This window comes from Gemmatimonadota bacterium, from assembly GCA_040388535.1.
Classification (GTDB): domain Bacteria; phylum Gemmatimonadota; class Gemmatimonadetes; order Gemmatimonadales; family GWC2-71-9; genus Palsa-1233.
In genome coordinates, this window is record JAZKBR010000001.1 from 535,046 (window position 1) to 558,774 (window position 23,729).

General features: G+C 66.6%; 21 protein-coding genes. 11 read left to right on the forward strand and 10 right to left on the reverse strand.

All coding sequences use genetic code 11. The annotated features are described in order from the left end of the window. Window positions 1-79 precede the first annotated feature (79 nt). Window positions 80-3,208 (forward strand): protein kinase, encoded by a 3,129-nt coding sequence (locus V4558_02500; protein ID MES2304341.1) that lies wholly within the window; start codon window positions 80-82, stop codon window positions 3,206-3,208. 4 nt (window positions 3,209-3,212) lie between these two features. On the opposite strand, the gene V4558_02505 is transcribed toward V4558_02500, so the two are convergent. The 3 genes from V4558_02505 to V4558_02515 all read right to left on the reverse strand — a co-directional run bounded on the left by V4558_02505 (window position 3,213) and on the right by V4558_02515 (window position 7,007). After that, entirely contained in the window at window positions 3,213-3,857 is a 645-nt protein-coding gene (locus V4558_02505) for a c-type cytochrome (protein ID MES2304342.1), read from the reverse strand. 79 nt (window positions 3,858-3,936) lie between these two features. Further along, window positions 3,937-5,040 carry a zinc-binding dehydrogenase gene (locus V4558_02510; protein MES2304343.1) on the reverse strand — a complete coding sequence of 368 codons (1,104 nt, stop codon included), beginning with the start codon at window positions 5,038-5,040 and terminating at the stop codon, window positions 3,937-3,939. Continuing rightward, on the reverse strand, window positions 5,037-7,007 hold the full coding sequence (locus V4558_02515) for a heavy metal translocating P-type ATPase (GenBank protein MES2304344.1): 1,971 nt from the start codon (window positions 7,005-7,007) through the stop codon (window positions 5,037-5,039). The genes V4558_02510 and V4558_02515 overlap by 4 nt, the downstream gene beginning before the upstream one ends. A 22-nt stretch (window positions 7,008-7,029) precedes the next feature. Between V4558_02515 and V4558_02520 the strand changes: the two genes are divergently transcribed. After that, window positions 7,030-8,232, forward strand: a complete 1,203-nt coding sequence (locus tag V4558_02520) for a cation:proton antiporter (GenBank protein ID MES2304345.1) — start codon at window positions 7,030-7,032, stop codon at window positions 8,230-8,232. Here V4558_02520 and V4558_02525 read toward each other — a convergent pair whose 3' ends face one another. From V4558_02525 to V4558_02535, 3 genes are read right to left on the reverse strand one after another with little or no spacing between them, the layout of a single operon-like run. Further along, the gene (locus tag V4558_02525) at window positions 8,233-10,194 is read right to left on the reverse strand and encodes a M1 family metallopeptidase (GenBank protein ID MES2304346.1); all 1,962 of its coding nucleotides are present in this window, start codon (window positions 10,192-10,194) and stop codon (window positions 8,233-8,235) included. 28 nt (window positions 10,195-10,222) lie between these two features. Beyond that, window positions 10,223-10,408: a histidine kinase dimerization/phospho-acceptor domain-containing protein gene (locus V4558_02530; protein ID MES2304347.1), complete on the reverse strand. Its 186-nt coding sequence runs from the start codon at window positions 10,406-10,408 to the stop codon at window positions 10,223-10,225. 13 nt (window positions 10,409-10,421) lie between these two features. Then, window positions 10,422-11,555, reverse strand: a complete 1,134-nt coding sequence (locus V4558_02535; GenBank protein MES2304348.1) for a site-2 protease family protein — start codon at window positions 11,553-11,555, stop codon at window positions 10,422-10,424. 201 nt (window positions 11,556-11,756) lie between these two features. Between V4558_02535 and rho the strand changes: the two genes are divergently transcribed. The 3 genes from rho (at window position 11,757) to mltG (ending at window position 14,524) form a co-directional block, all read left to right on the forward strand. Then, window positions 11,757-13,004, forward strand: coding sequence for a transcription termination factor Rho (gene rho / locus V4558_02540; protein MES2304349.1), 1,248 nt, complete (start codon window positions 11,757-11,759; stop codon window positions 13,002-13,004). 96 nt (window positions 13,005-13,100) lie between these two features. Further along, entirely contained in the window at window positions 13,101-13,553 is a 453-nt protein-coding gene (gene ruvX, locus V4558_02545) for a Holliday junction resolvase RuvX (GenBank protein MES2304350.1), read from the forward strand. After that, window positions 13,550-14,524 (forward strand): endolytic transglycosylase MltG, encoded by a 975-nt coding sequence (gene mltG, locus V4558_02550; GenBank protein ID MES2304351.1) that lies wholly within the window; start codon window positions 13,550-13,552, stop codon window positions 14,522-14,524. The genes ruvX and mltG overlap by 4 nt, the downstream gene beginning before the upstream one ends. Window positions 14,525-14,556: 32 nt before the next feature. Here the strand turns inward: mltG and V4558_02555 are convergent, their stop codons facing one another. Continuing rightward, window positions 14,557-15,195 carry a thiamine phosphate synthase gene (locus tag V4558_02555; protein ID MES2304352.1) on the reverse strand — a complete coding sequence of 213 codons (639 nt, stop codon included), beginning with the start codon at window positions 15,193-15,195 and terminating at the stop codon, window positions 14,557-14,559. A gap of 45 nt (window positions 15,196-15,240) precedes the next feature. Between V4558_02555 and V4558_02560 the strand changes: the two genes are divergently transcribed. Both V4558_02560 and V4558_02565 read left to right on the forward strand, forming a co-directional pair. Further along, window positions 15,241-16,392, forward strand: coding sequence for a class I SAM-dependent rRNA methyltransferase (locus V4558_02560; GenBank protein ID MES2304353.1), 1,152 nt, complete (start codon window positions 15,241-15,243; stop codon window positions 16,390-16,392). Window positions 16,393-16,422: 30 nt separating this feature from the next. After that, window positions 16,423-17,283, forward strand: a complete 861-nt coding sequence (locus tag V4558_02565) for a hypothetical protein (GenBank protein MES2304354.1) — start codon at window positions 16,423-16,425, stop codon at window positions 17,281-17,283. Window positions 17,284-17,377: 94 nt separating this feature from the next. Here V4558_02565 and V4558_02570 read toward each other — a convergent pair whose 3' ends face one another. Together V4558_02570 and V4558_02575 are read right to left on the reverse strand one after the other, a co-directional pair. Further along, entirely contained in the window at window positions 17,378-17,605 is a 228-nt protein-coding gene (locus V4558_02570; GenBank protein MES2304355.1) for a hypothetical protein, read from the reverse strand. A gap of 104 nt (window positions 17,606-17,709) precedes the next feature. Then, window positions 17,710-17,955 carry a hypothetical protein gene (locus tag V4558_02575; GenBank protein MES2304356.1) on the reverse strand — a complete coding sequence of 82 codons (246 nt, stop codon included), beginning with the start codon at window positions 17,953-17,955 and terminating at the stop codon, window positions 17,710-17,712. A gap of 238 nt (window positions 17,956-18,193) precedes the next feature. Between V4558_02575 and tdh the strand changes: the two genes are divergently transcribed. From tdh to V4558_02590, 3 genes are read left to right on the forward strand one after another with little or no spacing between them, the layout of a single operon-like run. Beyond that, window positions 18,194-19,237: an L-threonine 3-dehydrogenase gene (gene tdh / locus V4558_02580; protein MES2304357.1), complete on the forward strand. Its 1,044-nt coding sequence runs from the start codon at window positions 18,194-18,196 to the stop codon at window positions 19,235-19,237. Beyond that, window positions 19,234-20,445, forward strand: coding sequence for a glycine C-acetyltransferase (locus V4558_02585; GenBank protein MES2304358.1), 1,212 nt, complete (start codon window positions 19,234-19,236; stop codon window positions 20,443-20,445). Before tdh ends, V4558_02585 begins: the two co-directional genes overlap by 4 nt. A gap of 58 nt (window positions 20,446-20,503) precedes the next feature. After that, entirely contained in the window at window positions 20,504-21,142 is a 639-nt protein-coding gene (locus V4558_02590; GenBank protein ID MES2304359.1) for a hypothetical protein, read from the forward strand. A gap of 7 nt (window positions 21,143-21,149) precedes the next feature. On the opposite strand, the gene V4558_02595 is transcribed toward V4558_02590, so the two are convergent. Continuing rightward, on the reverse strand, window positions 21,150-22,541 hold the full coding sequence (locus V4558_02595; GenBank protein MES2304360.1) for an MBOAT family O-acyltransferase: 1,392 nt from the start codon (window positions 22,539-22,541) through the stop codon (window positions 21,150-21,152). Window positions 22,542-22,585: 44 nt separating this feature from the next. Between V4558_02595 and V4558_02600 the strand changes: the two genes are divergently transcribed. Beyond that, window positions 22,586-23,695: an SGNH/GDSL hydrolase family protein gene (locus tag V4558_02600; protein ID MES2304361.1), complete on the forward strand. Its 1,110-nt coding sequence runs from the start codon at window positions 22,586-22,588 to the stop codon at window positions 23,693-23,695. Window positions 23,696-23,729 lie beyond the last annotated feature (34 nt).

The following is a 23,729-nucleotide window of genomic DNA, read 5'->3' on the forward strand; positions in this document are numbered from 1 at the left end:
CCAGGGCCCGGCCGAGGGCGCTCCTAGCCGTCACGTCCGTTTGTGACGATCTTGAGGGCGCCCTTATTCGGGACCTTCCGTGACCAATCCGCTCGCCCGGCTGCAAACCGCCCTCTCCGGACGTTATCGCATCGAGCGCGAGCTCGGCGGTGGCGGGATGAGTCACGTCTATGTCGCGGAGGAGGAGGGGCTCGGCCGGAAGGTGGTCATCAAGCTGCTACCACCCGGCGCCAGCGAGGCGGTGCAGGCCGATCGGTTCCAGCGCGAGATCCAGGTCGCGGCGTCGCTGCAGCATCCGCACATCGTGCCGCTGCTGGCCGCCGGACAGATCGGTGACCTGCTCTGGTACTCGATGCCGTTTGTCGATGGTGAGTCGCTGGCCGACCGGATCTCGCGCGACGGCACCATCCCGGCGACCGAAGCGTTGCGGATCATGAGCGAAGTCGCCGATGCACTCGCGGCAGCGCACGCCCGCGGCATCGTCCACCGCGACATCAAGCCAGCCAACATCCTGCTCGCCGGGCGCCACGCGCTGGTCGCCGATTTCGGCGTGGCGAAGGCGCTCGAGGCCGGGCACAAGAGCGACACCAATCCCGGCGCCGCCTCGCTCACCACGGTGGGGATGACGCTCGGCACGCCGGCGTACATGGCACCAGAGCAGGCGGCCGCCGATCCGAATGTCGATCATCGCGCCGACATCTACGCCCTCGGCATCGTGGCGTACGAGATGCTCACCGGACGACTGCCATTCTCCGGTAGTACTCCGCAGGCGTTGCTCGCCGCGCACGTCACCACGGCGCCGATGCCGATCGCGTCACTCCGCCCTGATCTGCCGGGCCCGCTCGCCGCGCTGATCATGCGGTGCCTCGCCAAGGCACCCGGCGATCGCTGGGCCAGCGCCGGCGAACTCGTCACCGCGATCGACGGGCTCGCGACGCCTTCAGGCGGGATGGCCGGGCTCGATGGCTATGCCCATCGACGGCTGCGCAACTGGGGCACACCTCGCATCGTGATGCTGCACCTGGTGGCAACCGTGGCACTCACTGCACTGGCCTACGGCATCACGCGCGTCGCCGACCTGCCCGACTGGATCTGGCAGGGGACATTGGGCGCGATGCTCGCGGGACTGCCGGTAGTGTTGCTCGCCGGACGTACTGAACGCCAGCATGCAACAATGACGCTCGCCGGCGTGTCGGGCGTCGCGCCAGGCGCGACATCGTGGATCACCGGTCGGCGCGCGATCCGCGGCGGCATCATTGCGGTCGCCACGGTTGCCGTGGTGGCGGGGGCCTTCCTCGCGTCGCGCGCCTTCGGCGTGGGCCCGGGTGCGACGCTGCGTTCGGCCGGCAAGCTCGGTGCGACCGACAAGCTCCTCCTCGCCGACTTCGACAACAGCACCAGCGACACCACACTTGCCGCTGCGGTCGTCGAAGCGCTGCGTGTCGACCTCGGGCAGTCGCGCGCGATCAAGCTGGTCGAACCGACAGAGGTGACTCAGCTGCTCGGGTTAATGGGGCGGGCGCCTGGGCATATCGCCTCGGCCGATGCGCGCGAACTCGCGCAGCGGGTTGGTGCCAAGGCGCTGGTGACGGGCGAGATCACCTCGCTGGGCGGCGGCTATTCACTCACCGCACGGGTGGTGGCGAGCGACAGCGGTAACACCCTTGCCTCAGTGCGCGAATCGGCGGCCTCGCCGACGGAATTGCTTGCGGCCGTGAACCGGCTCTCGGCCGCGCTGCGTGAGAAGATCGGTGAGTCGCTCCACTCGATTCGCGGCAGCGAGCCGCTGGAGCAGGTCACCACGGCCTCACTCCCCGCACTTCGGCTCTACACCCAGGGAATGCGCCTTTCGAGCCTGGGGGACACCCCGGAATCACTCGCGCTGCTGGAGCAATCTGTGGCGCTCGACTCCTCGTTCGCGATGGCCTGGCGGAAGATCGCGGTGGTGCGCGGCAACATGGGGCTCGACCGTTCGTTGATCCTCGATGCCGCCCGGCGCGCCTATCGCTTTCGCGACCGCCTCCCGCCGCTTGAGCGCGCCCTCACCGAGGGGACGTACTACAACAACGTCGAGATCGACAACGACAAGGCGATCGCCGCGTTGCGTGCGGCGTTGAGCATCGACCCGGAGAATCAGACGGCCGCCAACAACCTGGCTGTCGTCCTGAATAACACCGGCCGGTACGTTGAAGCCGAGGCCGTCCTCCGGCCGGCGTTCAAGCCGGGGGCGACGCGCAACATCGCCTTGAACCTGACCTCGGCTCTGGTCGCGCAGCATCGATTGGCCGCCGCCGATTCGGTCAGCGACGAACTGCTGCGGACCACCGGCGATACCGGCAATGCCTTGTATCTCCGCGCGATGTCGTCGATGGTCGTGTCTGACTTCACTCGCAGCGACGCCGATGTTGCCGCAGCCCTCAAGCACCTGCCGCCTGGGTCGCCCCGAATCGAGCAACTCCTCACGATCCAGGCCACCACCGAAAAGATGCGGGGCCGCCTGACGACCGGACAGGCTATCCTGGAAGGGTTTGCAGCGAGGGACATCAGCAACGGCAATCCGGCCGCGGCCCTTGTCCTTCGAATCGAACGCGCATTCACCACCGTGTTCCACCTCCAGCAACCGGCCGAGGCACTGAAACAACTCGATGCCGCGCTGACGCAAACCCCGTTGGAAAAGATGCCCCCGCGAGGACGCCCGTATGGGATGATTGCAGAGGTCTACGCCTTTGCGTCGAACGCCAACGGTGTGCGGCAGATGCGTAAGGGATCGGACGCTGCCACGCCGGTGGCGGAGCGCTTTCCAGGCTATGACCCGTACTGGGATGCACTCGAGGCCGTTGCCGCTGGGAACTGGGCTGCTGCAGCGACGACGATGAAAGCTGCGTACACCGAGGGGAACTGCATTCCGTGCGGGCGCTACTACTACGCCTACGCCCTCGACCGTGCCGGGCAGCCCGACTCGGCGATCGTCGCCTGGGGGGCCGCGTTGACCAACGTGACGCTGAACCCCGACTTCGAGGAGAGTCGGATGCGCCCGTTCGCGCTGCTTCGCCTCGGCGAGATCTACGCCGACAAGGGTGACCGCAGGAAGGCGCTCGAGTATCTGCAGCAGTTCACCGCGCTCTGGAGCAACGCAGATGGCCCGCTGCAACCGATGGTGCAGCGGGCCAAGGCGCGCATCGCCGAGCTGACGAAGGAACGTCCCTAGGCGCTTACGGCAGGATCGCCTGATTGGGGTGATTCAGCCCGCGATGGCAGGTGACGCAATCGATCGTCGGCGTCTTGCCGGCACGATTCGGCGGCATCTTGGTGAGCTGCTCCTTGTTGATCTGCGTCACCATCTTGATCATCAGGCGCGTGCTCTCCTTTTCTTCCTTCTTGTCCTCGTCCCACTGACCGTTGGTGTGGCAGAAGGTGCAGCTCACCCCGAGCGCCTTGCTGTAGTTCTGGTCCATGATGGTAAGCAACGCTTCGACCGTCGTGTCCTGCAGCATCTGCACATTCGCGAAGACATCGCCGGCCTTCATCTTTTCCTTCCCGGCCAGCTTCTCCATCAGCCCCTTCACGACCTGCGCCCGGGCGATCGCCAGCGAATCGCGACGAGCCGCACGCTGTTCCGGCGTGAGCGGCACCCGACGCGGCGGACCGCCAGCGCCCGGTGGACCACCCGGAGGACCACCCTGAGCCGGGGCGGCAGCGGTAGGAGTGGGAGCAGCCGGAGCAGCAGCAACGCCGGTGCCGGCGCGCGGAGCCCCTGCGCTCGGTGTGGGAGCGGACGGAGTGGCGGCCGGATGCGCGCAGGAGCCGAGCGCGACAATAACGAGGGCCAGGCCCCAAGGGGCGAAACGACGAACCATCGATGACTCCGAAGTGCAGGATTGGGTGGAACGTTAAGTATTACTACGCATCCCGCCCACTGGAAGGTTGGAAGCGGCCTCAGCTCCCCGGAATCACCAACGCCTTGAGCACCTCGCGACCCTCGACCGCTTCGAGCGCTGCGCCGACCCGGTCGAGGGTGTAGCTCCCTCCCACCTGCTCCCGCCAGGGAATCCGGTCGCCCCATTGGGCCGCGAGGGCCACGGCACGATGAAAGTGCGAGTAGTCGCTCCCCCAGGTACCACGAATCTCGACGTGCTTCTTGTTGATCTGTCGGTGCGGATTGATCGGCGTGTCGCCGTTGTCGGCGTATTGCCCGCACACCACGACCCTGCCCCCATCGCGCACCAGGTCGAGCGCCTGCGTCACGGCCACCGGCGCACCGGCCGCCTCGATCACGACGTCGGCACCGCGCCCGCCGGTAAGTCGGCGTACTTCAGCCGCGCGATCGGCGGCCGGCATCGCGAGATCTATCGTGTGCGTGGCTCCCATCCGCTTCGCGAACTCGAGCCGGTCGGCGGGGGCTCCGATCGCGATCACTTCGCCAGCACCCGAGAGTGACGCGAACGCAATCGCCGATTGCCCCACCGGCCCGACGCCGAGGACCACCACTGACTGCCCCAGCTTGATCTCGGCACGATCGACCGTGTGCAACGCGGTCACGAGGCCGCATCCGCCACCGATGTAAGTCTCGGGGGAGAGTCCCTCCGGAATCCGCACCAGCTTGAGTCCCGGCTTCATCCAGATGGTGTCGCTCCAGCCGCCGAGCAGCCCGTCGGCGACCCCGTAGGTGATGCCGTACACCTTCCGGCGCGGGCAGCGAGTACTCTGCTTCCCCACGAGGCAGTGCCAGCAATGACCGCAGCTCTCGTGCACGTCGAGGAAGGTGACCAGGTCGCCCTCCTTGAAGGGAACGCCATCGATGTCGGTCATCGTCCCGCGAATCGCGGCGAGGTGACCGACCGAGACGTGGCCGGGTATCAACGGGAACGGTGCGCCAGCGAGCTTGCCGCGCCAGATATGGACATCGGTCCCGCAGACCTCGGAATACTGGGTCGCCAGTAGCGCCGAACCGGGCGTGAGCTCCGGCAACGGCAGGTTGCGCACAACCGGTGGCAGGTTGGGCGCGTCGAGCACGGCGGCACGAGCTGTGGCAAGAGTCATCGGGTTCCCGGCAATGGAGTCTCGCGGTAGGCGAGGAGGCGGAGCGCATTGAGAATCACCACGATGGTGCTTCCCTCGTGTCCCAGTACGGCGGGGCCGATCGGCAGGATTCCCACCGCTGCGAGCACAAGGAGCACGCTCATCGCGCCGCCGGCAATCACCAGATTCTGTCGCACGATCTGCCGGGTCGCCCGCGCGAGGCCGATGGCATAGGGCAGCCGGGCGAGGTCGTCACCCATGAGGGCGGCATCGGCGGTCTCGAGCGCCGCAGCAGTACCGGCACCACCCATCGCGATCCCCACGGTTGCTGCCGCGAGCGCCGGCGCGTCGTTGACCCCGTCGCCCACCATGACCACGCTGCCGTGTGCCTCTCGCAGGCGATGGATCGCAGCGACCTTGTCTTCCGGCAACAGCCCGGCAAGGACCTCATCCACCCCCACCTCACGACCCACGGCATCGCCAACGCCCTGATGATCGCCAGTCAGCATCACCAGCGGCGTCAGGCCGAGCGCGCGCAACGCCTTGAGCGTCGGGGGCACCGAGGCGCGCGGCGGGTCAATCAGGCCGAGCACTCCGAGCCAGCTCTCGCCGTGGCGGACGATCATCACGCTGCGGCCGCGGGCGGAGAAGTCATCGATCGCTGCCTGGATCGCGGCGGGCAAGGTGATGCCATTGTCGGTCCAGAGACGCGCCGAACCGATCGCCACGGTGCGACCGTCGAGCTGCGAGCGGACACCGCGCGCTGTCACACTCTGCAGTTCGCCCGCGTCGGCAATCACGAGGCCGTCGGCCTTCGCGCGACGCACCACCGATTGCGCCAGCGGATGCTGCGAGCGCGCCTCCACGGCCGCGGCGATTCGCAGCAGTTCGTTGACTTCGATTCCGGGCATCGGCGCGATGTCGGTCAGTTCCGGTCGCCCGCGCGTGAGTGTTCCGGTCTTGTCGAAGGCAACGGCCTGCACCCGTGCCAGTGCCTCGAGGTGCACGCCGCCCTTGATGAGGACACCGTGGCGCGCGGCCTGGGCAATGCCGGCGAGCATCGCGGCCGGTGCACCGAGTGCGAGGGCACAGGGCGACGCGGCGACGAGCACGGTCATCCCGCGATAGAGCGACGCACTCCAGGTAACATCGCCTAGTAGCGGCGGCAGAATGATCAGCAGAATGTCAGCGATGATCACGAGCGGGACGAACACCTTCTCGAACTTCTCGGTCGCGCGTTGCGTTGGTGCCTTGGCCGCCTGTGCCTCTTCGACGAGCCGCACCACGCGATCGAGAGTCCGATCACCCACCGCACGGGTCGCGGCGATGAGCAGCGAACCTTCGCCATTCACGGTGCCGGCGAAGACCTCGTCGCCCGGCTCCTTGTCGACCGGAACCGACTCGCCGGTAATGGGCGCCTGATCGACGCCCGAGTGGCCCTCGCGCACGATGCCATCGGAGGGAATCCGTTCGGCCGGGCGGATCACCACGATGTCGCCGATCCGCACCTGCTCGACCGGGACCTCGACCTCCTGCCCATCCTGGAGAATTCGCGCTCGTGACGGGGCCAGCTCAGAGAGCGCGCGAATCGCCGATCGCGCCCGATCGAGTGCGTATTCCTCGAGGGCGTTGGCGAGTGCAAAGAGGAAAAGGAGGAAGGCACCTTCGGCCCACGCGCCGACCGATGCCGCACCGATCGCCGCGATCACCATCAGGAAGTCGATGTCGAGCAGGAAGACCCCGCGGCGCAGCCCGGCCCACAGGTGTCGCACCGGTTCGCGGCCGCCAAGAACGCCGACGACGACGTACCCGGAGATGGCGACCCAGTGCACGACTTCGCCACTCCGATCGGCGACCCACGTGGTCAGCAGCAGCAGCCCTGCGGCACCGGCCCAGGCGATCCCTTCGTGTCGCGCGAGGAGCACGGCCAGACGCGTCGGCCGCGGCCCGCGCAATGTACGGTTGAGCCAACTGGTTCGATCAGGCATGGACTGAAGCTATACTATCTGGATGATGACGCTCTTTCTGGTGCTCGCCGGGCTGGTGACCGCGGCCCGACTCGGTGGCGCGCTCGCGCAGCGACTCGGTCAGCCGACCGTGCTCGGTGAGCTGCTTGTCGGCGTTCTGCTCGGACCCTCATTGCTCGGCCTTGTCCATCCCGAGGACCCTTCACTACACCTGTTGTCGGAATTCGGCGTCGTCATCCTGCTCTTCCAGATCGGGCTGCACACCGACCTGCGTCAACTCATCAAGGTGGGTGGCGCGGCGTCGGCAGTGGCTGGCGTCGGCGTCGCGGTGCCGTTCGGGCTCGGCTTTCTCGCGGCCGAACTCTTCGGGCTGACGCTGATTCCAGCGCTGGTGTGCGGCGCCGCCCTCACCGCGACCTCGGTCGGCATCTCGGCCCGCATTCTCGGCGACGTGGGCGAACTCGACTCGGTCGAAGGGCGCACCGTCCTCGGAGCGGCCGTGCTCGACGACGTAATTGGCCTGGTGATCCTCGCGGTCGTGGCGGGCATGGTCAACGGCGGCGAGATCTCCACCGTCGGCATCCTGAAAACGGTGGCGCTCGCCCTCGGTTTTCTCGTTGTCGCGATTGTGATCGGTCGATTCGTGGTGCCAAGGATCTTTGCGGCGCTCCACAACGTGCCCGTGCCGGGGACAACCGGCGCCATCGCGGTGGCATTTGCACTCGCCCTCGCGGCGATCGCCGAGAAGAGCGGGTCGGCGCCGATCATCGGGGCCTTTGCGGCGGGGCTGGTGTTGCACGAGACGCCGCAGCGTCAGGTCATCGAGGAAGCGAGTGCCGCACTCGGTCACTTCTTCGTGCCGGTCTTCTTCGTGTCGGTAGGCGCGGCGGTCGATCTCTCGGCGATGCGCGACCCGGCGGCGCTTGGGCTAGGCGGCGCGCTGCTCGCCATCGGCATTGCCGGGAAGTTCGTCGCGGGCTACGCGCCGTACTGGCTGCCGATGCGCAATGCGATGGTGGGTGTTGCGATGATTCCGCGCGGTGAGGTGGGGTTGATCTTCGCGCAGATGGGGCTCGCCACGGGCGCCCTGACGCCGGCGCTCTTCGGGGCGCTGATGATGATGGTGATCGGCACCACCATCATCACGCCGGTCTGGCTCTCGTATCTCGTGCGTGGCACTCGCGGACGTCGAGGACCCCGGTCGGACCTGGGGTCGCTCGACGACCTCGTCAGCGGCGAGCGCTGACTACGGCTTTGCCGCCCTCGGCCAGACGTTGTCGGCCGGGGTGCGGTCGGGGAAGCGGCCGCGCGGATCGAGGGTGATCTTCTCGATCGGCCGCGTGCCCAGATTCAGCGTCGCGGTGAAATTCTTCGAGCCACCAAACCAGACATCCACCGGCCAGGTCACCAGCATCGTGACACTGTCGGTCATCACGCCGTTGGCGATCTTCCGGATCGGCGCACCCTTGTTCGCGAACTGGATCTTGAGCACCACCGGCGACGGCATCTGGCCATCCTGTCGCACCGTGACCGTGGTGCGGCCGGCAGCGGTGGTGACCTTGGCAATCGAGCCGTCGACCGATTCGGTCGTGAAGAGCCAGTAGTACCAGAACCAGTCGAGGTCCTGCTTCAGCGCGCGATCCATGAAGAAGGCGTAGTCCCACGGCGACGGGTGCTTGAAGCGCCACGTCCTGGCGTATTCGCTCATCGCGCGATGCACCGCCGAGTCCCCGACGATGCCACCGAGCATCGAGAGCATCATTGGCGCCTTGAGATAGGCCTGGAAGCCGTAATTGGGGCCGCCGTAGTTGGCGTCCCACATCAGCGATCCCTCGAATTCCGATCCGCTGCTCCGGCCGTACGACTGTCCGACGTTGTCGATGTTGCCAAAGCGACCGCTGCGATCGGCATCCGAGAAGACGTTCATGTACTGGTTGAAGCCTTCATCCATCCAGCCATACCAGGTCTCGTTGACGCCGACCATCATCGGCCACCACTGATGCCCCGTCTCGTGATCGGCCGCGCCGAGCCCCGACATGATCAGTGAGGGATACTCCATGCCGCCATCCGGCCCGTCGATCACGGTCATCGTCGGGAAGGCGTACGGCATCCAGAGTTTCGAGTAGTACTCGAGTGCGTGACGGACCCGCGCCCCGGTCTGCAAGTAGGGCGTGCGGTGCCCCTCGAGATACATCACCTGAATCGGGATGAGTCCCTTCCCCGGGATGTTCGCGCGTGTGGCGTCCCAGGCATACTGATTCGAGGTGCCCCAGGCAAAGTCGGCGACCGAGTCGGCCGTGAAGTGCCAGTTGAGGCGGTCACCCGCGAGCGTGGCAACACCGGGGCCGCGCTCGGTCGACGCGAGAATCGTTCGCTGCGAATCGGACTCGAGCACGTGCGAGAGTCGCTCGCGCACCGCTGGTGTCAGCACCTGCTCGGGGTTCTGCAGCACGCCGGTCGCACCGACGACCCAGCCCGCGGGCATATCGAGCGTGACATCGAAGCGACCGAAGTTGTTGTAGAACTCCGACGGCCCGAGGTAGGGGTCGGTATCCCAGCCGCGCAGGTCATCGTAGACCGCGACGCGCGGATACCATTGCGCCACCTGGTAGAGTGAATCGCCCCAGCGTCCCATGCGGAGTCCGCGACCACCATCGGCCCGTGGCACCCGGAAACTCCACTCGATATCGAGCGTTGCGCTCCCCTTGGCGGCAATCGGCGTCGTGAGCGGAATCCGCGCCGAGGTGAGTCCGAGCTGGGGGGCGAGCTGGCGGGAGTTCACGTCGAGGGCGGTGCCATTGATGGCCAGTCGGGTGACCTTCATTCCCTCGGTGATTTCCGGAACAACTTCGCCGCGTGGCACATTGGGCGCATAGATGTTCTGGTCAAGTCGGAGTTGCACGGAGCGGAGCGCGGAGTCGCTGTTGTTGGTGATCGTTGCCGTCTCGCGCCCGGTGATCGTCGAGGTCGCGGCGTCAAAGCGGGCGTTGATGCGGTAGTCGAGGGCGAGCTGCCAGTACTTCGCGCCGGGACGTCCGGTCGAGTCGCGCGTTCCGGCGGCGTGGGCCCGGCGGATCGTGTTGGTGAGTGGCAGGTCACGCCGGATCGCCCGGTCGGGCCGTGGGGCCGGCCGGCTCTGCGCCCCGAGCAGCTGCGAGAGGCCGAACAGGCAGGTGACCAGAAGCAGCGTACCACGCGGGCGAATCATTGCGAATACTCCTGAGAGAAAGAGCGCTTCACTGCACTTCACGCAGAATGGTGCGCATCCGGATCGCCAGGCGTTCCATTTCCTGGAGACTCGTCTTCAGTTCCTCGGTCAGTCCGGCGCCATCGAGCAGCACGAGCTGGACTTCGGCAAGGAGGCCGGCAAGCGGATTGGCGAGGTCGTGACGCAGTTTGGCCAGGCGGTCGGGGTCGATCATCCTCGTCTCCGGTTCAGGGCAGGAACGGGACAGGTACGAAGGTCAGCACGAAGACTACCACACAGGCGAGTCCGAGCAGGTACCCGCCTCGCAGGACGTGACGTTCGGGGAGCACCACGTCGGGGTGCGTCCAGCGACCGCCACCGATTGCGAAGGTCAGGGCCACCCACATGTACCATAGCGGCGCACGCTGGGCGAGATAGAGCAGGGCGAGCGCCGCGACCATCGCCACGCCCTTTTGCCGACGGCCGATGAGGCCGTACCAGACGTGCCCGCCATCGAGCTGCGAGAGCGGGAGCAGGTTGAGCCCGGTAATGAAGCAGCCGACCCACCCCGCAAATGCCTCGGGCGAGAGCAGCACCGGACCGCTCCCCGGAATCAGCCAGTCACGGATCCAGTGGGTCAGGAAGGAGTCGCCAAGGGTGATCGGCCTGCCCGCAAAGAGCACCAGCGATGGGGCACCCGGCATCGGATAGGGCATCCGCTGCGACAGTTGGTACCCCCAGAGGAGGACTCCTACCGCCACGATGAATCCGGCCAACGGCCCCGCCGCTCCGACATCGAGAAGCTGGCGCCGATCATACACCGGCGAGCGGAGCCGGATGAAGGCGCCGAGGTTGCCGATGGGCGAGAGGTTGGGGGGCACCGGGATGAAGTAAGGTGGCGAAACGTCGATGGCATATCGACGAGCGGCCACATAGTGCCCCAGTTCGTGCACCAGCAGGATGGCGAGCAGCGGTGCGGCGAATTCCCAGCCGGGGAGCAGCACGTGCCAGTCCCGGCTGGCGACCAGCTTGCCGAACTCGAGGAAGGAATCAAAGGTCCCCGCCAGGCCGTGGTGGACAGCGGGATGCCAGCGTCCCAGCAATACGGCGCCAGCGCCGAGGGTACAGAGAATGGTGAGGAGAAGTAGTGCGCCGTGCCAGAGCCAGCGCTCGGGCCGGGCGGGGGCCGAACCCCGGATCAGGACGAGCGAGGTCCGGGCATTGTCAGACCAGTACCACGCGCCGGGAAAGCCGGCGAGAAAGGCGGCGAGTTCGGCCGAGGGTCCCAGGTGCTCGGGCGCGATCACGCCATCGAGGACCTCGCGGTCACCCGCGAGCGCGTGGGCGCGCCAGACGCTGAAGAATTGGCGGGGATCTGTCATTGGTGGCCTTGACGGGCGCCCGGGGGGCTCGTATCCTCTAGCCAAGCAGGCCCACCCGCACCGCAATCAAGCGTCATCTCCGCGCGATCCGCGCGCTCCTCATACGCCAGACAGCCCCATCTCTCGATCTGAATTCGCTCCGTCATTCCCGCCATCCGAACGCTCCGCGTGCGGAGAGAATGACTCGACCCGGAGAGGTCCGTGGACATAGCCGAACTGAAGCAGAAGTCCGTTGCCGAGTTGCACGTCCTGGCCGCGGAACTCAACATCACCAACTATTCCGGCCTCCGCAAGCAGGACCTGATCTTCCGGATCGAGCAGTCGCTGCTCGACAAGGATACGGTCATCCGGGGCGAGGGTGTCCTGGAAATCCTGCCCGAGGGCTACGGCTTCCTCCGGTCGCAGGACTGGAACTACCTCTATGGCCCGGACGACATCTATGTCAGCCCGAGCCAGATCAAGCGCTTCGACCTGCGGACGGGCGACACCGTCACCGGCCAGGTTCGCCCGCCGAAGGAGGGGGAGCGCTACCTCGCTCTGCTGAAGGTCGAGAGCGTCAACTATGAAGAGCCGGATCGCACCAAGAGCCGGATCGCCTTCGACAACCTGAAGCCGCGTTACCCCGATGAGCGGATCCGGCTCGAAGGGAAAGTCAGCGATCTCTCGATGCGCGTGGTCGACCTGATGTCGCCGATCGGCAAGGGACAGCGCGGGCTGATTGTCGCCCCGCCCAAGGCCGGCAAGACGATCCTGATGCAGAAGCTGGCGAACGCCATCGCCGAGAATCATCCTGAGTGCTACCTCATCGTGCTGCTGATCGATGAGCGTCCGGAAGAAGTCACCGACATGCAGGAGAACGTCCAGGCCGAAGTGATCGCCTCGACCTTCGACGAGCCGGCCGACCGCCACGTCCAGGTGGCCGACATGGTAATCGAGAAGGCGAAGCGTCTGGTAGAGCACGGCCGCGACGTGATCATCCTGCTCGACTCGATCACCCGCCTCGCCCGGGCGCACAACGTGGTCGTGCCGCACTCCGGCAAGATCCTCTCGGGTGGTGTCGACGCGAACGCACTGCAGAAGCCGAAGCGCTTCTTCGGCGCCGCCCGCAACATCGAGGGCGGCGGCTCGCTCACGATCATCGCGACGGCACTGATCGACACTGGCTCGCGCATGGACGAGGTGATCTTCGAGGAGTTCAAGGGCACCGGCAATGCCGAACTCGTCCTCGATCGCCGTCTCGCCGACCGCCGCATCTACCCGGCGATCGACATCAACAAGTCGGGCACCCGCAAGGAAGAGCTGCTGCTCAGCAAGGACGAACTCAACAAGGTCTACCTGCTGCGCAACTTCCTCGCCGACATGCCCGTCGTCGAAGCGATGGAATTCCTGCTCGGCCGGATGAAGCCGACCAAGTCGAACAAGGAATTCTTCGCCTCCATGGCGCAGTAAGATCCGCTCGCCCGGAAACATGTAAGGGCGCCGCTAGCGGCGCCCCTACACTCTCCGCCGGGTCGAAGCCTCCGCCCGCGACACGAGCAACTCACCATGCCCACCCCATATATCCCCCACCACGGCCGGGTCCTCGCCCTCGATTGGGGCACTGCGCGCATTGGGCTCGCCATCACCGACGAGACCCAGCTCATCGCTCGTCCGCTGACCACCCTCACCCGCCGCGCCGGCAAGCGTCCCCCCCTCGGCGATTTCCTGACGATCGTCGAGCGCGAGAAGCCGGTGGGCCTGGTGGTCGGTCTGCCGCTGGACGACGAAGGAGCTGAAGGGGAATCCGCGCAGGCGGCCCACGCGATGGGAGCACTCTTCGCCGAACGCGCCGGGCTGCCGATGGACCTCGTCGACGAATCGTTCTCGACCACCACCGCACTCGAAACCATCACCGCCCTCGGCAAGCGCCATCGCAACACCAGGGATGTCGTCGACGCAATTGCGGCGGCCGTGGTGCTGCAGCGCTGGCTCGAGATGCGCCGCGGCGGATCGAAGTGAGGTTCCCGCAGGCCCTGCGGGTGGCAAGCCTTGCGGCGCTGGCCGGCTGCGGCGGCAGCAACGATGCCTCGGTGAGAGTCCTGATTCCGAGCGGCGCCTCGATGCGCGTGGCCGCCGAATCGCTCGCGGCGCACCAGGTCATCGGCAACGCGAGCTGGTTCCGGCTGCGTGCGCGGATCTCCGGCCTCGACCGCAAGCTCCGGCCCGGGCTCTACGAATTCCCGGCGCGCCCGAGCACCGAGGCCGTGCTCGACAAGCTCGCGGCCGGCGACGCCTTGCACGTGAAGCTCACCCTCCCGGAAGGCGCCACCCTCTTCGACCTCGCTCGTGCCGTCGAGAGCCGGGTCGGGATTCCCCGGGCGCAGTTCCTTGCTGCCGCGCGCGATTCGGCCCTGCGAGAGGAGTTCGGCATCACGGGTGAGAGCGTCGAGGGGTGGTTGCTGCCGGAGACCTTCGACTTCCCCGCGCTGGTCGGTTCGCGGGAAATTCTCGAGCGCTATCTCGGCGCCCGGAAGTCCGCGTGGCAGCCGGAGTGGGACACTCGCGCGACCGCGGCCGGACTCAGCCGGGCGGCGCTGCTCACCCTCGCGTCAATCGTGGAAGCCGAAGCAAAACTCCCGGCCGATCGCGCGCCGATCGCCGCCGTCTATCGCAATCGACTCCGCATCGGGATGCCGCTGCAGGCCGATCCAGGGATCCAGTATGCCTGGCTCCTCCGCGATGGGACCAGGAAATCGCGGATGTACAACACCGACTACGCCTACGACTCGCCGTGGAATACCTACCTCCACCCCGGCCTCCCACCCGGCCCGATCGGCAATCCGTCCGATGCCGCGATCGAGGCGGTGCTCGCACCTGCTCCGCTGCCGTGGCTCTATTTCGTGGCCGGCGCCGACGGCGCCAGTCGCTTCTCGCGCAGCTACCAGGAACACCTGAAGACGATTCGAAAGTTGCGCAGCGAGCAGCAGTAAAAGACAGGAGAAGGGAGAAGGGAGAAGGGCATTCACTCTTCTCCCTTCTCCCTTCTCCCTTCTCCCAGGTACCCCCTCGCCGCCGCAGCAATGTCCTCCGCCATCAGTATCCCGCTCACCACCGCGACGCCCGCAAAGCCCGCCTCACTCGCAATCGCGACATCCTCCGGACGGACACCACCGATGACGACGCACGGCCGGGCACCGCTCAAGACCGCGAGCGAGCGGGCCCCATCCCAGCCGAGCGCCGCCCCGGCGTCGTGTTTGGTGGAGCTGCCGTGGAGCGGTCCTACTCCCCAGTAGTCAGCAGCTTCCCCTCGCGCGACTTCGTCGACCGACCCGACCGAGGCGCCGATCACGAATCCCGGTGGCACCAGACGGCGGGCGAGGGCCGGTGCGAGATCATCCGCGCCGAGGTGCACGCCAGCCGCGCCGACCGCGAGCGCAACATCGAGTCGATCATTCAGGAAGATCGGCACCGGGAGCGCCGCCAGCATCCGCCGCGCCAGGCCGGCGAGGGTGCGATCGTCGACCGCCTTGAGCCGGAGCTGGACCGCCGTCACGCCGCCCGCCACGGCGGCCTCGCAGAGCGGCATTGGATCGCGACCGGCGAGGACGGCATCGTCGGTCACCAGCAGGAGTCGGAGGACGTCGGCTAGATTCTCGCGCATGATGCCAGAAATCACACCCCCTCGCGCTCGCCGCGCCAGCACCGCGTGACCGCCACCGTTTCGGCCCGCGGCGCGACTCGTTGGGCCAAGGGCCACCCCTGGATCTACCGCAGCGATGTGATCGCGAGCCCCGCCGAGGCTGGTGTGGTCGCGGTGCACGATGAGCGCGGCCGCTTCCTGGGTCAGGCACTCTGCTCACCGGCCTCCGAGATCCGGCTCCGGCTCCTCGAGCGGACGGAGCGGCCGATCGACTCGACCTGGTGGCGTGAGCGACTCGCCAGTTGTCGGGCGAAGCGCGTCGGCATCGACGCCAACGCCTGGCGCGCGGTGCACGCCGAAGGTGATGGCCTCCCCGCCTTGATCGTGGATCGTTACGATCGCTGGCTAGTCGTGCAGATCCTCTCGGCGGCGCTCGAGACGCAGCGGCAGGAAATCGTTGCGGCGCTGGTCGACGTCTTCGCGCCCCAGGGGATTCTCCTCCGCAACGATGTCGCGATCCGGAAGCTCGAAGGACTCGGCGATAAGATCGAGCTGGTGCACGGCTCGGTGCCGGAACAGGTCGAGGTGCGGGAAGGAAGCGTGCGCTGGTATGCCGCGCCGTGGAGCGGGCAGAAGACCGGCGCCTTTCTCGATCAGCGCGAGAACCGGATCCTGGCGGGCGCCCTGATGCCGGAGGGTGGCACCGGCCTCGACTGCTTTGCCTATCACGGCTCCTTCGCGCTGCACCTTGCGGGGCGGGCAGGGGAGGTCACTGCTCTCGACATCTCGGCCGAGGCCCTGGCACGCGGGGCCGAGCATGCGGCGCTCAACGGCCGGGAGAACATCCGCTTCGTCGAAGCCGATGCGTTCGATATCCTGCCGGTATGGGGGAGGGAGCAGCGGCAGTTCGATGTGGTGGTGGTCGATCCGCCGGCGTTCGCCAAGTCGAAGTCGACCCTGCCGGCGGCGATGCGGGGCTACCACCAGGTCAATTCCCGGGCGATGCGTCTCGTGGCACCCGGCGGGTACCTGGTGACGGCATCGTGCTCCTTTCACGTGCACCGGCCGGAGTTCCTCGCCATGCTCGCCGACGCCGCCGCAGGGACCGGACGACGCTTCACATTGCAGGGCGTGCTCGGGCAGGCCGTGGACCATCCGGAGGTGATCACCATCCCGGAAACCGGCTACTTGAAGGGGGCCGTGCTCCGCGCGGATTGACGCGCCGCGTTCAGCTTACGACTTTGGGGTATGCTCTCCCCGCAACAACTCCTCGCCGTCGCATCTCGCCGGCGTCCCCTCCGGTCATTGCGGGAGCAATACGAGCTCTACATTCTCGACCGGATCGAGCACTACAAGAACTCGATTTCCCGCGACGAGATGATGCGACTGGCCGACGAGGCGATGAGCGACCTCGGCGACGACAGCGAACAGCAGTTCCTCCTCACCGAAGTGCTGGTGGCCACCTCCGTCGACGAGCTGATCAAGCGTCGGCTCGGCACGCCGCGTTTCGAGAGCTGGCGGAAGTCCTATCCCAAGCGGCGGGCCGCGCAGCGCGACCCGGCGAAGTGGGGTCTCGATTCGACCCACCTCGTCGCCGGCCTCGCCCCCCGGGTCGAACCGGGTGACGCCGTTCTGGTGGTCGGTGCCGGTGCCGAGTCGTGCGCCTACCTGCTCGCCGCCCACGATGCGACGGTCACCTTCCTCGACCGTGATGTCTTTGTGGTGGACCGCGCCGAGAACCGGATCGCCGTCGAATCGCTGTCATCGACCTTCGAGGGGATGTGCGTGCAGTTCGGCGACTGGGTCCCCGAGCTGCCGGCGGAGTTTGTGATGGTGGTGATCGACGCCGGGACGATTGCCGCGCTTTCTCCCACAGAACGACTCGTCCTCCTGGCCGAACTGCAGCTGCTCACCCTCCCGGGCGGACTGCACGCCCTGGTCCCCGATTCGCTTGGCACCGGACCGGAAGGATTCGCAGGGCACTACGCCACCTGGCAGCGGGAATCGCTGCCTTCGCCGGGGAAGCGGATGCGCGGGACGCCCGCTCGCGGAGCGCTCTTCGTGAAGCCGGCGATGGCGGATGCCGAACGGCGGAACGCACGCGCCTGATCGGGAGTTGGGGCCTGGGGGGAAAAGCATAGGGCCGGCAACGTGCCGGCCCTTCCTACTTGGAGCCCGCGGTGTGAACCGCGAAGCGGACTGCTTACATGGCCGCCGGCTTCGCAGCCTTCTTCGCAGCCTTCTTGCGCTTGGCAGCCTTCTTAGGACGCTTGGCCGCCTTCTTGGCGCCCTTCTTCGCGGCCTTCTTGCCACGCTTCGCGGCCTTCTTCGGACGCTTGGCCGCCTTCTTGGCGCCCTTCTTCGCGGCCTTCTTCGCCGGGCGCTTCGCGCGCTTCGCGGTCTTCTTCTTCGCAGCCTTCTTGGTAGCCATGGAGCCTCCCTGAGGAGTTGGTGGTTCGCGAGCAATCGTCGTACGCGCGTCACTCGCGGCGACGCCCCGCACCTGTGGGCGGAGTAGCGTCGGCATATACAAGATCAAAATTTTCTCACCGCGCGCAATACCCCAGCGACGCGGAACCGCTGGCGGGGCACCACCTTCCGGCGCTCGTCCACAGCTCGCCGCGGGCGCCGGCCGACGTCGGAACCACCGACGTTTGCATCCGTGCACGCGCGTGCATCGCGCAACACGTCACCACGCGCGGCGACATCGCGCGCGAGCATATCACGCGCAATGTCAATGGCGGAGCGGCTTGCGGCGTGCTCATCGCGCGAGAGTACCACAGCGCAAGGGCAGATGCGATGACACCACGCGCGGCACCGCGCCGCACGCGAGGATGCACGCGCACCGTCCCGACGAGCCCCGATTTTCCCGGATTTCGACCCGGAAACCGAATTGCACGCCAACACCGCCAAATGGTCACGAAACACTTTTTTTCCACTCTGGCGGTCCGGTGGGGGTCCTTGGGCTGGGTCGCACAGGCGTCCATATTCCGGCCGTTCTCCACCCATCAGGAACCCGATGCGCGCACTTGTGAAGCCAGCACCCGGCACTGGAATGGAACTCGTCGAGCGACCGATTCCCGCACTCGGTTCGCGTGACGTACTGATCAAAGTTCACTTCGCGGGGGTGTGCGGCACCGACCTCCACATCTGGGAATGGGATGCGTGGGCCGCCGGTCGTCTCAAACCGCCGGTGGTGATCGGGCACGAGTTCGCCGGGGAGATTGTCGAGCTCGGTCCCGAGGTGTTGCGCGAAGGCATCTTCGCCATCGGCGACCTGGTGACGGCCGAGGGCCACATCATCTGCGGCGACTGCGTCCCGTGCCGGACCGGCAACGGACATCTCTGCGTCCGCACCCAGATCATCGGCGTCGATCGCGATGGCGCCTTCGCCGATTACATCGCGATGCCGGCCTCGAACGTGATGAAACTCGGCGGCATCAGCACCGAGGTCGGCGCTATCATGGACCCGATCGGGAATGCCGTCCACACCGCGCTGGAAGGGGGCGAGGTCCCCGGCAGCACCGCGCTGGTACTGGGCTGCGGCCCGATCGGCTGTTTCGCGGTCGGCATCCTCCGCGCCGCCGGAGCCTCCCTGGTGCTCGCCTCCGATTTCAATCCGACGCGACGCGGACTCGCCACCACCATGGGCGCGCACCACGCCTTCGATCCCGCCGCCGACGACGTCGTAGCCCGGGTACGGGAACTCACCGGTGGTCTCGGCGTCGACCTCGTCTGCGAGATGAGTGGCCACCCCTCGGGACATGCGCAGGCGTTCGCCGCCGCGCGTCCGGGGGGTCGCGTGAACCTCCTCGGCACCCCGAGCCGAACGACCGAAGTGGACTTCGCGCGCGACGTCATCTTCAAGGGACTCACCCTGTACGGCGTCACCGGCCGCAAGATGTATTCGACCTGGATCCACATGACCCGGTTGCTCCGCACCGGGCAGTTCGATCCCGCCCCCGTCGTCACCCATCGCTTCCCGCTCGAACGGATTGCCGACGCGATCGGCGTCATCAAGAACGGTTCGGCCGGGAAGGTGATCCTGGAGATCGCACCGTGAGCACCAGCGGCAATTCGCCACTCGAGACCCGCCTCCGCACCGAGCTCGAACAGTTCCGTCGCGACGGTGTGTACAAGCGACTGAACCATCTCGAGTCGCCGATGGCGGCGCGGGTGAAGATGGAGGGACGTGGTGAAGTCATCATTCTCTCGTCCAACAACTATCTCGGTCTGAGCGATCATCCGGAGGTCTGCGCGGCAGGAAAAGCGGGGATCGATCAGTTCGGCGCCGGCACCGCGTCGGTCCGCTTCATCTGCGGCACCTTCACGATCCATCGCGAGCTGGAGGCTACCTGCGCCCAGCTGGTCGGGACCGAGGCGGCCCTCTCGTTCGTGAGTTGCTGGAACGCCAACGAGGCCCTCCCGGCCACCGTCCTCACCGCCGACGACCTGATCCTTTCCGACCAGCTCAATCACGCCTCGATCATCGACGGGCTCCGGCTGGCCAAGTCGATTACCAAGTGCGAGACCGGCGTCTTCCCTCACGGCGACTATGCCGAGCTCGACCGGAAGCTGGCTGCGGCCACCGACCGGAAGGTCAAGATGGTCGTCAGCGATGGCATCTTCTCGATGGAAGGGAGCATCGTGAACCTCCCCGCCCTGCTGGAGGTCTGCCGCAAGCACGACGCCGTCCTCTGGCTCGATGACTCCCACGCCACCGGGGTGCTGGGGGCCACGGGCCGCGGGACCGCCGAACATTTCGGACTCCTGGGCCAGGTGGACATCATTACGTCGACTCTCGGCAAGGCCCTCGGTGGGGCGGCCGGTGGCTTCGTGGCGGGCTCCGGGGCGCTCTGCGACTACCTCACGCAACGCGCCCGACCCCAGCTCTTTACCAATGCGCTCCCGGCCACGGTCGCCGCGTCGGCGCAGGCCGCCATCCACGTGCTCCTGGCGGAACCCGAGCGGGTTACGCGGCTGCGGGACAACGCCCGATACTTTCGGGAGCGCCTCGTGGAGCTCGGCTTTCAGCCACTCCCCGGGGAGACGCCGATCGTTCCGGTCATTCTCGGCGAGACTGCCGCCGCGATCCGGATGAGCGAGCGGCTGCTTGATGCTGGTGTCTTCGTGACCGGATTCGGCTTTCCGGTGGTACCACAGGGTCAGGCCCGGGTCCGCTGCCAGGTATCGGCGGCCCACACCCGAGCCGATCTCGATCAGGCCCTCGTGGCCTTCGAGACCGCTGGACGAGAGCTTGGCCTGATCTGAATGCCCCGGCCTGTGTTTTGCTGATTATTTCCCCGACGCCCTTTCAGGAGACCCTCCGATGACGTTCTTCCGGCGAGCCGCCACTGCCTGCGCGCTCGGGCTGCTTGTGGGCCTGCCCAATGCGGCACACGCCCAGCGCGCCGACTCGTATACGTGGAAGTTCGGCCTCGATGCCGGCTCGATGATCTTCACGACCCGCAGCCAGGATTCGAAGGTCATTCCAAGCGCCGGTGCGCATGTGATGATCATGGCGCGCCGCACCGGCCTGATGGTCGGGGTCACCGAGGGGTTCGGCTCCGATGAGCGCACCAGCGGCGGACTGATCCTCTTCAACGATCTGCGTCGCTATCAGGCCGTGCTGGTCGCCTTCCCCTTCAAGCTCGCCCTCGAGCCGTACTTCGGTGTCGGTGGTGGCGTGCTGCAGGTGGTCGGGCCGCGGGTCGATCCGGTGGTTCAGGATCCCAGCGATCGGCAGGCCCTGCTCACGCTGGCACAGGATGCCTCGAGCAGCGGTTTCATCACCGCGCTTGCCGGTGTGCAGGGACGCTGGAAGCGGCTGGCGGTCTTCGGTCAGTACCAGCTGCACAGCTCCCCGAGCGATGACAAACTGCTCAAGGGCGCGATGCACTCGGTGCATGTCGGTCTGCGCTTCGGGCTTGGCAGCGCGAAAGACGGGGTTCGCGCCGGCGGTTACTGAGTAGGCGTCAGAACTGGAAGTAGAGGAACGGACTCGTCCGATCGCCCGCGATCAGGGCGAGTGCAGCACCGAAGGCCGTCGCAACTGCGGCGGCCTTCCACCATTTCGGGGTGTAGTCCAGATCGTAGATGTTCGGTCCGAACATCCCCCATGCACCCGCCACGCCGAGTGCGCCGAGCGCGAGCCCGGCCTGCGGCACCCCGCTTCCTGTGAATCCGCTGAACATCCGCCCGAGCACCCCGATCGCCATCGTGAGATTGTCGGCGCGGAAGAAGACCCACCCGATCATCGCCAGGAATAGCATCCCGAACTGGCGCACGCGCGCAGGGAGAGCATCCCAGCCACTTCCGGCGGCACGATGCGCGCCCAGGAGGACACCGTGGTAGAAGCCCCAGATCAGGAAGGTCCAGCCGGCGCCGTGCCAGAGCCCGCCGATCAGCATCGTGAGCATCAGGTTGCGATAGACCTGCCAGGTGGTGCCGCGATTGCCACCAAAGGGGATATACAGGTAATCGCGCATGCAGGTCGACAGCGAGATGTGCCAGCGGCGCCAGAACTCGGCGGGGTCGAGCGACTTGTAGGGCGAATTGAAGTTGCGAGGGATCCGGATCCCGAAGAGGTACCCGAGGCCGACCGCCATGCTGCTGTAGCCGGCGAAGTCGAAGTAGAGCTGGAACGAGTAGCCGAGCATCGCGATCCAGAGCGCCAGCGATGAGGCCGTATGCCACTGGGCCAGCACCGGGTTCACGAACGCCGCGAGGGTATCGGCCACGATGACCTTCTCGACCATCCCGACGGTGAAGATGGTGATCCCCTGCCGAAGCCAGCGGGTGCGGCTCGCGCTGCCGATCGACTCGAAGTCCTCCTGCACCTGCTTGAACCGGACGATCGGGCCGGCCACCAGCTGCGAGAAGAGCGAGACGTAGCTCGAGAATTCCCAGAAATTGCGGGTCGGGACGATCTGGCGCCGGTACGAGTCGACGATATAGCTGATGGTGTGGAAGGTGTAGAAGGAAATGCCGATTGGCAGGATCACATCGAGGTGGGGGACCGTGACATCAAGCCCCGCCGCGTGCATCGCATCGCGGAACGCCCCGAGCCCGAAGTTTGCATATTTGAAGAAGCCGAGCAGGGTCAGGTCGACGGTCACCGGAATGATCACGCAGAGCTTCCGCTTGCGTTCGTCGTCGTTCCACCTGAGCATTCCGAGTCCGGCCGAATAGCTCACGATGGTCGAGAAGAGCATCAGGAAACAGAAACGCCAGTCCCAGTAGCCATAGAAGACGTATCCGGTGATCGAGAGCCAGATGTACCGGGAGCGGGCACTCTCCAGCAGCCAGAACACCGCATAGGTGACTGGCAGGAAAGCGAAGAGGAAGATGAAGCTATTGAACAGCATCGCGGCTCCGGAGACTCTCTGACGCGGCAGAGCGAGTGGCTTCGATGAGCGATTCCCCGAGCGAGAATCGGGCCAGTAACGGCGCGAACTGGCTGCGTCGCGGCGTCTTTGGCGTGGTGCTTCTGCTGCTGTTGCTGGTCGCCGCCGAAGCGATGGTCCGCCTCGAGGACTGGATCCGCTATCGCACTCCGCTGGGCAAATCACTCAAGGATCAGTCGGAGCTCACCGAACTCGACGCCACCGGCCGGCATCCGGTGCCCGGGAGTCGCTTCGGCAAGTGGCACATCAACGCCCTTGGCACCCGCGGTCCCGAAGCCGACTCTGCCAGGGCAGGGAGTCGCGTCCTGGTGCTTGGCGCCTCCGAGACCTTCGGCCTCTACGAGAGCGCTGACCACGAGTATCCGCGCCAGCTTGCCGACTCGCTCACCCGTGCGAGCTGCGCGGCCGACGTCCTCAACGCCGGATTCATCGGGATGTCGCTCCCGACCGTAGAGCAGGACCTCCGCCTCCGTCTGCGCGCCCTCGCACCGCGTGTGGTGGTGTACTACCCTACCCCGCCGCAGTACGCCGAAGGGATTCCTGTGGCGGCAACCCCGGATTCAAGTGGCCGGAGCATCCGCCCCGAACCGGCCTGGCACTTCCGCTTCGGGACTCGGGCCTACAACCAGCTCAAGTCGATGTTCCCGGTCCTCTCCGACTGGTTGCGCCAGCGCGATATCGCCGCCGCCCGGAAAGGGACCGCGAGCGACTGGGTCTTCCAGACCGTACCGGATTCGCAGCGCGCTGCCTTCGAGCACGACCTGCGTCGCCTCGTCGGCACCATCCACAGCATCAGAGCCACTCCGATCCTAGTCACCCACGCGAACGGGTTTGTGGCAACGCCACCGCTCGACAACAAGATATTGCGAGCGTGGGAACGTCAGTACCCTCGCGCTACCGGTGCGGCGCTGGTGCAGTTCGATTCCGTTACCGCTGGAATCATCCGGCAGGTCGCCGCCGACTCTGGCGTGGCGCTCGTCGATGCATGGCAGGGGTTCCACCAGGTGAGTGGTCGCGAGTCGTTCGCCGACTTCTCCCACTTCACCGATCGTGGCGCGGGCACGATGGCGGGGCTGCTGCGCCCCGCGGTCTCCGGAGCACTCGGATGTAAATAGACGGGCCACTGGCATACCAATGCAACGACGCTCG